Here is a 12895-nt window from a genome sequence, read left to right as displayed (position 1 = left end):
CACGATAAACCAATCCCTGCTGATTTCAAGTGCGAGGCGTGTCACACCTCGCAGGCAGAACGGCATGATAACAAAAACCAACCCATTAAACTAGTTTGCTAGTACATCCTGCGGTTAAGCCCCATAATATCGAGAATCTTGGTGGCTATCTCTTCAACGGAATAATTAGTGCTGTTCAGGCAGGGGATCTGATTCTTACGATACAGCGCTTCGACCTCCGCCACTTCCATGCGGCACTGACGCAACGAGGCATAGCGACTGTTTTCACGGCGTTCTTCGCGAATTGCCGCCAGGCGTTCAGGGTCAATTGTCAGGCCGAACAGTTTATGTTGTAGCGGTTTTAACGATGTGGGCAGCGTCAAATTATCCATATCATCGGCGATGAAAGGGTAGTTAGCCGCACGAATACCGAATTGCATCGCCAGATAGAGGCTGGTGGGCGTTTTTCCACAGCGCGAAACGCCAAGTAAAATGACCTGAGCCTGATCGAGGTTGCGCAATGAAATGCCATCATCATGCGCCAGGGTATAATCGATAGCGGCAATACGGGCGTCATACTTGTTCAGGTTACCCGGATTAAGCCCATGAGTACGATGAGCGATCGGCGTCGGATCCAGTTTCATCTCCTGCTGAAGCGGCGCCACCAGCGCCTGGACGATATCCTGGCAGAAACCTTCGCTCTGTAAGATGATGGCGCGAATTTCAGGTAAAACAATCGAGTAAAACACCAGCGGGCGAACGCCGGTTTGCTGATAAATGGCGTCAATTTGGTCTTTGACGGCGCGGGCGCGACTTTCGTTTTCCACGAATGGCAGCGTGATGCTGCTGATCGTCACCGGAAACTGCGACATAACCGCGTGACCCAGGACCTCGGCGGTGATGGCGGTACCATCAGAAATATAGAAAACATGGCGATCAACAACATTATCCATTCTGTTCATCCTGAAGAGTAAACATAATTATCTGAAAGCATAAATTAAAAGTAACGGGAAACGTATAACTTGTCGCTTATTTTATAAAATGACAGGGACTTTTTATAATTAATGAAAAGTGTGTTTCATTTCCTGGAAACGCAGTTTATACCGGGGGTTATTCAGGGAATGCCGTGCTATGCGCGGGTTTGCGCAACTACGTAAACAATCTGAAAAAATGAAAAAATAAATTTGCTTGAACGATTCACCGTTTTTTTCGCGGGTTTAAGTATGCCAGGATAAATACGCAACTATGTGTTTCTTAAACTCGTTCATTTATCACAAAAGGATTGTTCGATGTCCAACAATGGCTCGTCACCGCTGGTGCTTTGGTATAACCAACTCGGCATGAATGATGTAGACAGAGTTGGGGGCAAAAATGCCTCCCTGGGTGAAATGATTACTAACCTTTCCGGCATGGGCGTATCCGTTCCGAATGGTTTTGCAACCACTGCCGATGCGTTTAACCAGTTTTTGGATCAAAGCGGCGTAAACCAGCGCATTTATGAGCTGCTGGATAAGACAGATATTGATGATGTCTCCCAGCTGGCGAAAGCGGGCGCGCAGATCCGCCAGTGGATTATCGACACTCCTTTCCAGCCGGAGCTGGAAAACGCCATCCGCGATGCCTATGCGCAGCTTTCGTCGGATGATGAAAATGCCTCTTTTGCCGTGCGTTCCTCCGCCACGGCGGAAGATATGCCAGATGCTTCGTTTGCGGGTCAACAGGAAACGTTTCTTAACGTTCAGGGCTTCGACGCGGTGCTGGTGGCAGTGAAACACGTATTTGCTTCTCTGTTTAACGATCGCGCCATCTCTTATCGCGTTCACCAGGGATATGATCATCGCGGCGTAGCGCTTTCCGCTGGCGTGCAGCGGATGGTTCGCTCCGATCTCGCCTCGTCAGGGGTGATGTTCTCTATCGATACCGAATCCGGCTTTGACCAGGTGGTCTTTATCACCTCGGCATGGGGACTGGGTGAAATGGTGGTGCAGGGCGCGGTTAACCCGGATGAATTTTATGTCCATAAACCAACCCTGGCGGCAGGCCGTCCGGCCATCGTACGCCGCACCATGGGGTCGAAAAAAATCCGCATGGTTTACGCCGCCACCCAGGAGCACGGTAAGCAAGTGAAGATTGAAGATGTGCCGCAGGAACAGCGCGACATTTTCTCGCTCACCAACGAAGAAGTGCAGGAACTGGCGAAACAAGCGGTGCAGATTGAGCAGCACTATGGTCGTCCGATGGATATCGAATGGGCGAAAGACGGTCATACCGGTAAGCTCTTTATTGTGCAGGCACGTCCGGAAACCGTGCGCTCTCGTGGCCAGGTGATGGAGCGTTATACGCTACATGCGCAGGGGAAAATCATTGCCGAAGGTCGTGCCATTGGTCATCGTATCGGCGCAGGTACGGTAAAAGTTATTCACGATATCGGCGAAATGAACCGTATTGAGCCTGGCGATGTGCTTGTCACCGATATGACCGACCCGGACTGGGAACCGATCATGAAAAAAGCGGCGGCGATTGTCACTAACCGTGGCGGGCGCACCTGTCACGCGGCGATTATCGCCCGCGAATTGGGCATTCCGGCGGTAGTCGGCTGCGGCGACGCCACCGAACGCATGAAAGATGGCGAAAAAGTAACCGTCTCCTGCGCAGAAGGTGATACCGGTTATGTGTATGCCGACATGCTGGATTTCAGCGTAAAAAGCTCCAGCGTAGATACCATGCCAGAGCTACCGCTGAAGGTCATGATGAACGTCGGCAACCCGGACAGGGCATTTGACTTTGCCTGCCTGCCGAATGAAGGCGTAGGTCTGGCGCGACTGGAATTCATCATTAACCGTATGATTGGCGTTCACCCGCGTGCGCTGCTGGAGTTTGACGACCAGGATGCCGCGCTGCAAAACGACATTCGTGAGATGATGAAAGGGTTCGACTCGCCGCGTGAATTTTACGTTGGTCGACTGACGGAAGGGATCGCGACGTTAGGCGCCGCCTTCTACCCGAAACGCGTCATCGTTCGCCTGTCTGACTTTAAGTCCAACGAATACGCCAACCTGGTCGGCGGCGAACGCTATGAGCCGCATGAAGAAAACCCGATGCTGGGCTTCCGCGGCGCGGGTCGTTATGTCGCAGAAAGTTTCCGCGATTGTTTTGCGCTGGAATGCGAAGCGGTGAAACGCGTGCGCAACGATATGGGCCTTACCAACGTCGAAATCATGATCCCGTTCGTGCGAACGGTCGACCAGGCGAAAGCGGTCATCGAAGAGCTGGCGCGCCAGGGGCTTAAACGCGGCGAGAACGGGCTGAAGATCATCATGATGTGCGAGATCCCGTCCAATGCCTTGCTGGCTGAACAGTTCCTCGAGTATTTTGATGGCTTCTCGATTGGTTCTAACGACATGACGCAGCTGGCGCTGGGGCTGGATCGCGATTCCGGCGTGGTGTCTGAACTGTTTGACGAGCGTAACGACGCGGTGAAAGCGCTGCTGTCGATGGCGATCCGCGCGGCGAAAAAACAGGGCAAATATGTTGGAATTTGTGGTCAGGGTCCGTCCGACCATGAAGACTTTGCCGCCTGGCTGATGGAAGAGGGGATCGACAGCCTGTCGCTGAACCCGGACACCGTGGTTCAGACCTGGCTGAGTCTGGCGGAACTGAAGAAGTAGTGTAATACCGGATGGCGGCGTTAACGTCGCCATCCGGCAATTTATACCGCAGTGTGCTCCTGGCGCAGCCGCTCAATAATATCCTGCCGCAACAGAAACTTCTGCACTTTGCCAGAGGCGGTTCTGGGCAGTTTTTCTACGATGACGATCCGTTCCGGATATTTATACTTCGCTACCCGTTTTCGACTGAAAAAAGCGATCACCTCTTCCAGCGTCAGCGAAAGGTGTGGCGGTTTTAAGACTACATACGCGCATGAACGTTCGCCTAAGCGTTCATCAGGCATAGCAACGACGCAAGCATCGTGTATGCGGGGGTGTTGCAATAAAATATCCTCCACCTCGCGACTGCTGATATTTTCACCTCCACGTATAATAATATCCTTTTTGCGCCCGGTAATTTTGATATAACCGTCTTCATCCATGCGGCAGAGGTCGCCGCTGTAATACCAGCCCTCATTATCCAGTGCGCGGGCGGTAAGTTCCGGCTCGTCCAGGTATCCCATAAAAACGTTCGGCCCGCGCGAGGCTTCTTCGCCTTCGTGGCCTGCTGGAAGCGTATTGCGATCTTCATCCACGATTTTAATTTCTACACCGGTGGCGGCATAACCATCGGTGTTCATCATGCGTGAAGTCGAATCACCCAGATTAACCATCGAGTGTGGAGAACTTTCTGTAGAACCGTAAATACTCAATAATTTGATACCGCGCTGCTGGCAGTCGCGGGCAACCTTTTTGGGAATAGTCGTGCCGCCGCATAAGAAGAATCGTAGTGAGGAGAGGTCGGCAGGCTGTTGCTCAATGGCACAAAGCAGATCGTAAATAAACGGCGTCGCGCCTGACATACAGGTACAGCGTTGCTGCGCTAATAAGGTAAGGCAGGCTTCTGGGGTAAAGATGTCCAGCAATACGCTACGCGCCCCGATTAAAAAGGGCTGATGTAGCCCCCTGAAACACCAGACAGTAGCTGTATCTCCAGATAAGAGATAGGCTTGAATATATGTCTAACACTAACACCAATTTTGAGATGACCGGGATCCTGTTAGGGCAAGAAGTCCGTAAACGTAAAACTCCTCAGGAGAAGATCGCCATTATCCAGCAGACGATGGAGCCGGGTATGAATGTCTCCCATGTCGCCCGCCTGCATGGTATCCAGCCCAGCCTGCTGTTTAAGTGGAAGAAGCAATATCAGGAAGGCAGCCTCACCGCCGTTGCGGCTGGAGAGGAAGTCGTTCCTGCTTCTGAGCTTACTGCTGCTCTGAAGCAGGTCCGGGAGCTTCAGCGCCTTCTGGGCAAGAAGACGATGGAAGTTGAGATCCTGAAAGAAGCCGTGGAGTACGGTCAGTCGCGAAAATGGATAGCGCACGCGCCCTTGTTGCCAAAGGACGGGGAATAGCCATGGTCAGCCGGACCATGGGCGTGTCGCGTGCGCAACTGTCACTGCGGATTAACCGTTCTGCCGACTGGCAGGACAGGCGCTGTAACCGGCGTAATGAAGAAGCAGACGCAGAAATACTGTCGGCTATCCTCAACATTATCAGCGATATGCCGAGTTATGGTTATCGACGCGTGTGGGGCATCCTGCGCAAGCAACGTCGCACAGAGGGACAGCCACCTGTGAATGCCAAACGGCTTTACAGGATAATGAGCGAGCATAACCTGTTGTTGTTGCATCACAAACCAGAGCGACCGAAGCGTGAACATAAGGGCAAGATAGCGGTGGCAGAAAGCGATATGCGCTGGTGTTCAGATGGCTTCGAGTTCGGCTGCGACAACGGCGAAAAACTGCGGGTAACGTTCGCGCTGGACTGCTGCGACCGTGAGGCCATAGACTGGGCAGCAAGCACGGGAGGCTATGACAGTTCGACCGTGCAGGATGTGATGCTGAGGTCGGTGGAAAAGCGCTTCGGCGACAGGCTGCCCGACACAGCGGTGCAGTGGCTGACGGACAACGGTTCAGCATATACCGCGCATGAAACGCGGAGGTTCGCCAAAGAGCTGAATCTGGAGCCATGTACAACAGCGGTGAGCAGCCCGCAGAGCAATGGCATGGCCGAACGGTTCGTGAAGACGATGAAGGAAGACTATATCGCGTTCATGCCGAAACCGGATGTGAGAACAGCCCTGCGAAACCTTGCAGCGGCGTTCACGCATTACAATGAAAATCACCCGCATAGTGCGCTGGGATATCACTCTCCGAGAGAATACCGGCGGCAGCGGGCATCGTTAACTTAAGATACAAAAGCTGTCCGGAAATGGCGGGTCAAGATCACCGATTAAAAAGGGCGCGGTGACGCCGTGTAAAAATCCGGTGGCGTGGCCCAGTGGCGCAGGCATCAGGAACACATCTTGCCAGGTTAAATTCAACCGCGCGCAATACGCCCGTTCGCTGGCAAGAATATTATTGTGGGTCAACATCACCCCTTTCGGCATTCCTTCTGTGCCGGAGGTAAACAGCACTGCCGCCAGTTCATCACCGTGAATGTTAATGTCTGACTGCAACGGTTCGCTGCGGTCGATGATTTGACTAAGCGCAAGCGCTGTGGTGGCAGGCGCCAGTTTATCCACGCCGACAATATGCGTCAGATGGCGCAGTTGATTTTGTAGCGGAAGGATAAGATCGACCGGACGATTCTGTTTGAACACGGTGGGGGCGAAGAATATTTTAGCCTGACATTTGTTCAGCACCCAAACCAGCTCTGCTTCTCGCCAGGCGGGAAGTAGCGGGACAGATACCGCGCCCGTTTTCAGGCAGGCCAGATAAATGAGGGTAAACTCACACCAGCCCGGAAGCTGAAAGGCCACGCGATCGCCCGGTTGAATCCCCTGAGACAGTAACCAGTTTGCCAGGCGGCTTGCCGCGTAGTCGAGCGCGGCGTAGGTCCAGGACGCGCCATGATTATCGACCACGGCGATTTTATCGGGTACGGCGCGTGCGGTTTGCCGCCAGTAGTCGCCCAGTGAAGCATCGCCCCAGTAGCCGGACTCGCGATAGGTTTTCCGCCTTGCGGCGTCAAACGTTAATGTAACACTCATTGACTTGTTCTCTATTAATACAAATGACGTAATCTCCGGGGGCAAGCCGAATAAGACGCCGTAGCGTCGTTATCCGGTGTTTCAGAGCGTCAGCCGTAGCGAAACTCAACGCCGAACGTTCCCGCCGGGTATTCCCATTTTTCGAGAAGAGTATTGCCGCAGAGAACCCTGCAGGTCCCGCATTCCAGGCAGCCCGCGGAGTCAAAATGAATATTTCCCGCATCGTCCAGCTTATAGAGTCCGGCAGGGCAGGCTTTTATTAATTTATTAAACTCCTGCATGTCAGGCGAGGAGCGCAAAATGATATGTGGGTGTCCTTCATCTACGTAAAATTTATTTACGCCCAATTTGACGTCAACATTCACCTTATTGTCCGAACTCATAATGCCGTAGCCCCTTTTATGCCGTCTTTTAATAGATTCACCAGTCCAATTTTTTTCGCATGTGACAGGATAGTTTTACGCAACGGTGGGACTGGACCGCCATCAACGGTGAACAGATCGCCCACAATGTTTGCCGCCATACGCGGGTACTCGGTAAAAAGCCGTGGGTTTTCCATTAATCCGGGGAGTTTGCGGAAATGCCGCATATCGCGTAACACGCCGTTTTTCTCCAGCGCGCGTTTGTAACCGGCAAGACTCGCGGCGGAAAAATCTTGCCGCGCTTTAGCGTCAATGGCGGTTTGAGCGGCCGCTTGCGCGGACGCGATGGCTAAATCCATGCCGCGGACGGTATAGCCGAGATTCAGACAAAGACCGGCGGCGTCGCCGACAATCATCACGCCGTCATTTGCCAGCTCCGGCATCATTGCTATGCCGCCTTCGGGCACCATATGAGCGGAGTATTCAAGCAGTGTTCCCCCCTGAATCAAAGGGCGTATTGCCGGATGCTGTTTAAAATCTTCCAGCATTTGCGGTACGCTTTTGGTCGCGTGAGCAATGTCGCCCAGGCCACATACCAGCCCCAGAGAAACCGAATCGCGGTTGGTATAAAGAAACCCGCCGCCCATGAGCCCGTTGGAGGGCGCGCCAGCGAATAACCAGGCGGCGCCTTCATGGGACGCCAGATTAAAGCGCTCTTCAATAAGTGCCGGAGAGAGCCCAATCAACTCTTTTACGCCGACTGCATAGTGATGCGCAGAAGAGACAGGCACCATGTCCAGCGAACGGCCCAGCATGGAATTCACGCCGTCCGCGAGAATCACAATATTCGCATCCAGAATATCATCCCCGGCCTGAACGCCAGTGACGCGATTGCCTTCACGTACCAGAGCGTCGACTCGTACACCTGGGATAAACTGCGCGCCAGCCTGTTCCGCCTGCGCCATTAACCACGAGTCCAGTTTGTTGCGCAGTACGGTATATGACGTAAGGGGCGGAGTAGGGGGCGCGCGGTGAAAATCAAGTGTGACGGCGCTTTCTTCGGTTAAAAAGGAGATTTTTTCACGGGTAACGACGCGTTCGATGGGGGCGGACGTTGCGAATCCCGGCATAATACTTTCGATACTGTGAGCGTAGAGCCGGCCACCGGTCATATTTTTGCTGCCCGCGCTGTTTCCGCGTTCAATAACCAGTACATCCAGTCCCGCTTTTGCCATCACATACGCGGCGACCGTTCCTGCTACGCCTGCGCCCACCACAATAGCGTCAAATTTATCATCCGACATGCTTTATGCTCCTTTCCCGCCGTATCGACGACGGGAGATGTGCGTTGAAAAAGGAATTAGCGGCTTAACTGGTCGATGAGGGCAGGAACAACCTTATAGATATCGCCCACCAGGCCATAATCGGCATAATTGAAAATGGGCGCGTTTTTATCTTTGTTAATTGCGACAATAATTTTTGCGCCGTTTCCACCCACCATATGTTGAATTTGGCCGGAAATGCCCAGCGTCAGATAGAGATCGGATTTCAACAGAACGCCGGATACGCCAATATAACGCTCACGTTCCATCCAGTTTTCACCTTCCGCAATGGGGCGGGAACAGCCCACTTCTGCGCCGAGGACGGTCGCCAGTTTATGCACCATATCCAGATCGCTTTGCGCCGCCAGACCTCGTCCTACGCCGATGACCCGTTTGGCTTTGCTCAAATCGACGCTGCTTAACGATTTCGCGCGCCGCTGCTGGCACAATACCTCGTGGCGTGGGGCAATATATGCCAGCGTGGTCTGCGGGCAAGTATGACCGGGGAGAGGGGCGGCGGGTTCCAGTACGCCGGGTGCCAGCGTAATAATCGCCTGCGGACTGTTTAATTTCTCTTTGCCGAAAGCAAGTCCGCCGTACATGCGATGCTCTGCGTGTAGCGTCCCGTCGAGGAGGTCAATAGACGTCGCGTCGTTCACCATCACGGCGTCAAGCTGGATGCTCAGCCGGGCGCCCAGCGCTTTACAGCGCTTGGTCGCCGCCATGAGCAGCAGCCCATTTTGGTCGCCTAATAACGAGGCCAGCGTTTCGGCATAGTTTTCCACGCGCTGCAAATCCGTATGCGATTCAAGAATGACTATCTCATCAGCGCCAAGCGCTTTCACGTAGTCGATATCCGTGTTTCCTTGCACGATGGCGTAAACTTTTTCTCCCCACTGCCGCGCGCCGGTCATTAATTCGGCATAACGCTCTACGTTATCGCTAAATACCCATACGTTAGCTAAATGATTCATGATAATTTTTCTCCGTTGGGCTTAGTTCAGGGATTTTTTCAAATGGTCGGCCAGTGCGGTAATGGCTTCCGGCGAATCGTTATCGAGAATGATATGCTTGCGTTCTGTCTGCGGCGGTACCGAGATGGCGACCAGTTCCGCCATTGGCGTGGTTGGGGTCCAGTGGATATCGCTCGCCAGCCACGACGTAACGGCTTTTTTCCCGGCGCCGAGAATGGCTTTCATTGACGGGATGCGTGGAACGTTAATATCTGAGGTCACGCAAAGCACCGCGGGCAGCGTGAGCTCGATAATTTCAACGTCTTCTTCCAGTGTGCGTTCAACGATGATTTTGTCGCCGTCGCGTTGAATATGGCTTACTGCGTTGATGACGGGGAGTTTCAGGAGTTCGCCAGTCAGCAGGCCCACCTGTTGGGCATAAATATCGCCGGAGCCCTCTCCAAAGAGCAACAGGTCAAAGCCGATTTTCTCCGCCGCGGATGCTAGCGCCAGCGCGGTTTCTTTGGGCAGGGCGTGCTCCATTTGCGCATCCTGAACCATGAAAAGCGCATCTGGCCCGCGGGATAACACATCTTTGCGGACTTTTGAATTTTGTAACAGAGAGCCGCCGACGGTGAGCGCGGCGATCTCGTCGCCACCGCCAGCTAACTGCGCGGCGGCCTCAATTGCATTTAAATCAAACTGGCTGATTTTGGCCTCGGCACGATCAAAATTGAGCGAATGCTCCGGGGTCACGGTAATGTCCTGTTCTTCAGGCACCAACTTAAAGCAGGTTATTATTTTCATTGCATCTCCAGTGAGTCGCGTGCGGATAAGTAACGTAAATCTGACTGAAAATAGTCTGCGGCAGTCTGAAGAGGTTTACGATGGGTCAATCTGTTTTCCTTGCCAACAATCTTGCACAAAAAATCTGCGAACAGAGAATCGTTAGCAACCATCTGAAAAGGGCGTCATAAAAATATAAATACGGTAGTGAGAATAATAAGTGCGAAGCATATCATCATTTTTTAACATGAAACGTGCGATGTTGTTTCTGTGAGGTTAAAAGAAAACATCAAAGATATGTCGGCTATGTATTTTTGTCTGATAATACGCTATCGACAGGTAATCTGAGCTGTCTGCAGGTAATGACTCCAACTTATTGATAGTGTTTTATGTTCAGATAATGCCCGATGACTTTGTCATGCAGCTCCACCGATTTTGAGAACGACAGCGACTTCCGTCCCAGCCGTGCCAGGTGCTGCCTCAGATTCAGGTTATGCCGCTCAATTCGCTGCGTATATCGCTTGCTGATTACGTGCAGCTTTCCCTTCAGGCGGGATTCATACAGCGGCCAGCCATCCGTCATCCATATCACCACGTCAAAGGGTGACAGCAGGCTCATAAGACGCCCCAGCGTCGCCATCGTGCGTTCACCGAATACGTGCGCAACAACCGTCTTCCGGAGCCTGTCATACGCGTAAAACAGCCAGCGCTGGCGCGATTTAGCCCCGACGTATCCCCACTGTTCGTCCATTTCCGCGCAGACGATGACGTCACTGCCCGGCTGTATGCGCGAGGTTACCGACTGCGGCCTGAGTTTTTTAAATGGCGGAAAATCGTGTTGAGGCCAACGCCCATAATGCGGGCGGTTGCCCGGCATCCAACGCCATTCATGGCCATATCAATGATTTTCTGGTGCGTACCGGGTTGAGAAGCGGTGTAAGTGAACTGCAGTTGCCATGTTTTACGGCAGTGAGAGCAGAGATAGCGCTGATGTCCGGCAGTGCTTTTGCCGTTACGCACCACCCCGTCAGTAGCTGAACAGGAGGGACAGCTGATAGAAACAGAAGCCACTGGAGCACCTCAAAAACACCATCATACACTAAATCAGTAAGTTGGCAGCATCACCCATTTGCTTACACTCTGACCGCACTTTACTATGAAAATTTTAAAAACGCCTATCGTTCTGAACAAGGTTACATTAAAAAAGATGTATTAATTAAGGATGTACTTGTTTATCTCAATAATAATTATCGTGAGAAAATCACGCTTGACCAGCTATCGAAAAAATTTCGCGCCAGCGTCAGTTATATATGCCATGAATTTGCCAAAGAATATCATATATCCCCTATCAACTATGTTATTCAACGACGTATGACCGAGGCCAAGTTTGCGCTGACAAACACTGAGTCGCCACTGGCAGAAATTTCATGGCGGGTAGGATATGAAAATGTGGACCATTTTGCCAAATTGTTTATGCGGCATGTAGGATGTTCTCCCAACGATTATCGTAAGCAATTTAAAAATAGTCTGGTTGAGCAGGCGTATTTGCTGCCAAATACCTGACGGCGAAATATATCTGATTTATTCGGCCTGATGCCGTAAAGCAGTCAGGCCGAATAAGACGTTCCGGTACGATCCTTACTTGTTCTGATAGTCTTTCAGAATCTGGCGTCCTGCCACATAGATCATAATTTCATCCGTGCCGCCACCGATACGTTCGCAGCGAACATCGCGCCAGAAGCGGGAGACACGGGCTTCGTCAGTATAACCAAGCCCACCCATAATCTGAATCGCATCGTCAATCACTTCCATCGCTGTGCGTGCGCAGTACAGCTTAGCCAGCGCGGCGCTGGTACGCAGTGACTCTTCCCGATCGGCCTGCCAGGCGACTTTCAACACCATATTGCGCATGTTTTCGATTTTGATGGCCATTAACGCCAGCTTTTCCTGGATCATCTGGTTATGGCCGATGGGTTTACCAAAGGCGATACGCTGGTTGGCGTAACGGGCGGCATCTTCAAATGCGCATTCGGCGAAACCTGTACTGCGCGCCGCATTAATCAAACGCTCCATCTCAAAATTGTACATGACATTGAGGAAACCCATGCCTTCTTCACCGACCCGGTCGCTTTCGTCCACCTCGACATTATCGAGATAAACTTCGCATGTACTCAACATGTGCCAGCCAATTTTGTGCAGCGGATTAATCTTTATGCCCGGTTTATTTGAGTCCACCCACCAAAGCGTGAACGCTTTTTTAGGATCTTTTGGCTCCGTATCGCGCGCCAGAACCAGCATGTAAGGATATTCTTTTGCACCGGTGATAAATGTTTTTTGGCCGTTAAGATAAACCTTGCCGTTTTTACGCGTCCAGGTTGTTGTGGCGCTATTATTATCAGAGCCCGCGCCAGGTTCTGTTAAGGCTAGCGCATATGCTGGATCGCCGGTGGCCAGAGTACTTTCTGCTGTTTTACGCAGTTGTTCTGCGGAACCAAAACGGCGCATACTGTGAATGCATTGGCCGTTGGTAATCAAAAAGGCCGGAGCGCCGCATTTTGAGATTTCCATCAGCGCCAGCATTTGCGTTACATAGTCAGCCGGAATGCCGCCGAATTCTTCCGGGACGCCCAGCATCGAAATACCGTTTTCCGCCAGCGCCTGCATAAATTCTTTGGGATAGGTGCCCGTTTGATCGCAGGTACGGAAATACTCTTCCGGAAAATTGCTGGTGATTAACTCGCGAATACTGGCCAGTAATAGTTCTTGTTCTTCAGTTAATGAAAAATCCATAT

9 protein-coding genes and 3 pseudogenes are annotated in these 12895 nt (G+C 52.1%); 3 read left to right on the top strand and 9 right to left on the bottom strand.

Going from position 1 to position 12895, the window contains the following annotated elements; all coding sequences use genetic code 11:
* Positions 1–98 precede the first annotated feature (98 nt).
* Positions 99–932: a posphoenolpyruvate synthetase regulatory kinase/phosphorylase PpsR gene (gene ppsR / locus QEN31_RS12820; protein WP_000370992.1), complete on the bottom strand. Its 834-nt coding sequence runs from the start codon at positions 930–932 to the stop codon at positions 99–101.
* Positions 933–1268: 336 nt separating this feature from the next.
* Here ppsR and ppsA point away from each other — a divergent pair, with 336 nt between their 5' ends.
* A complete protein-coding gene (gene ppsA / locus QEN31_RS12815; protein WP_000069340.1) occupies positions 1269–3647 on the top strand; it encodes a phosphoenolpyruvate synthase in 2379 nt (792 codons plus the stop codon).
* 41 nt (positions 3648–3688) lie between these two features.
* Here ppsA and QEN31_RS12810 read toward each other — a convergent pair.
* Positions 3689–4591: pseudogene (locus QEN31_RS12810) on the bottom strand (AMP-binding protein); the annotation flags it as partial.
* Positions 4592–4671: 80 nt separating this feature from the next.
* Here QEN31_RS12810 and QEN31_RS12805 point away from each other — a divergent pair.
* Positions 4672–5879 (top strand): IS3 family transposase gene (locus QEN31_RS12805; RefSeq protein WP_087776199.1). Its coding sequence is split into 2 segments (ribosomal slippage): positions 4672–4993 and positions 4993–5879, totalling 1209 coding nucleotides; the frame shifts between segments, so codons are not numbered across the junction.
* Positions 5880–5915: 36 nt separating this feature from the next.
* On the opposite strand, the pseudogene QEN31_RS12800 reads toward QEN31_RS12805, so the two are convergent.
* The 6 genes and pseudogenes from QEN31_RS12800 to QEN31_RS12775 form a co-directional block, all read right to left on the bottom strand.
* Positions 5916–6680, bottom strand: a pseudogene (locus tag QEN31_RS12800) (AMP-binding protein); the annotation flags it as partial.
* A gap of 89 nt (positions 6681–6769) precedes the next feature.
* Complete coding sequence (locus QEN31_RS12795) at positions 6770–7063, bottom strand: ferredoxin family protein (protein ID WP_000093362.1); 294 nt, start codon at positions 7061–7063, stop codon at positions 6770–6772.
* Positions 7060–8346, bottom strand: coding sequence for an FAD-dependent oxidoreductase (locus tag QEN31_RS12790; protein ID WP_058653053.1), 1287 nt, complete (start codon positions 8344–8346; stop codon positions 7060–7062). The genes QEN31_RS12795 and QEN31_RS12790 overlap by 4 nt, the downstream gene beginning before the upstream one ends.
* Positions 8347–8402: 56 nt before the next feature.
* Positions 8403–9338, bottom strand: coding sequence for an electron transfer flavoprotein subunit alpha (locus tag QEN31_RS12785; protein WP_001015871.1), 936 nt, complete (start codon positions 9336–9338; stop codon positions 8403–8405).
* Positions 9339–9359: 21 nt separating this feature from the next.
* On the bottom strand, positions 9360–10124 hold the full coding sequence (locus tag QEN31_RS12780) for an electron transfer flavoprotein (RefSeq protein WP_000692105.1): 765 nt from the start codon (positions 10122–10124) through the stop codon (positions 9360–9362).
* Between the two features lie 352 nt (positions 10125–10476).
* Positions 10477–11174, bottom strand: a protein-coding gene (locus QEN31_RS12775) for an IS1-like element IS1B family transposase (RefSeq protein ID WP_095033700.1) whose coding sequence is annotated in 2 segments (ribosomal slippage) — positions 10477–10925 and positions 10925–11174 — 699 coding nt in all. Because the reading frame shifts where the segments join, the coding sequence is not laid out codon by codon here.
* 57 nt (positions 11175–11231) lie between these two features.
* Here QEN31_RS12775 and QEN31_RS12770 point away from each other — a divergent pair.
* Positions 11232–11666, top strand: a pseudogene (locus QEN31_RS12770) (helix-turn-helix transcriptional regulator); the annotation flags it as partial.
* A gap of 75 nt (positions 11667–11741) precedes the next feature.
* Here the strand turns inward: QEN31_RS12770 and QEN31_RS12765 are convergent.
* Positions 11742–12893: an acyl-CoA dehydrogenase gene (locus tag QEN31_RS12765; protein ID WP_000347819.1), complete on the bottom strand. Its 1152-nt coding sequence runs from the start codon at positions 12891–12893 to the stop codon at positions 11742–11744.
* Positions 12894–12895 lie beyond the last annotated feature (2 nt).

The organism is Salmonella sp. SA15303, from assembly GCF_029962125.1.
GTDB classification, from domain to species: Bacteria; Pseudomonadota; Gammaproteobacteria; order Enterobacterales; family Enterobacteriaceae; genus Salmonella; species Salmonella enterica.
This window is presented reverse-complemented; position numbering and strand designations above follow the sequence as displayed.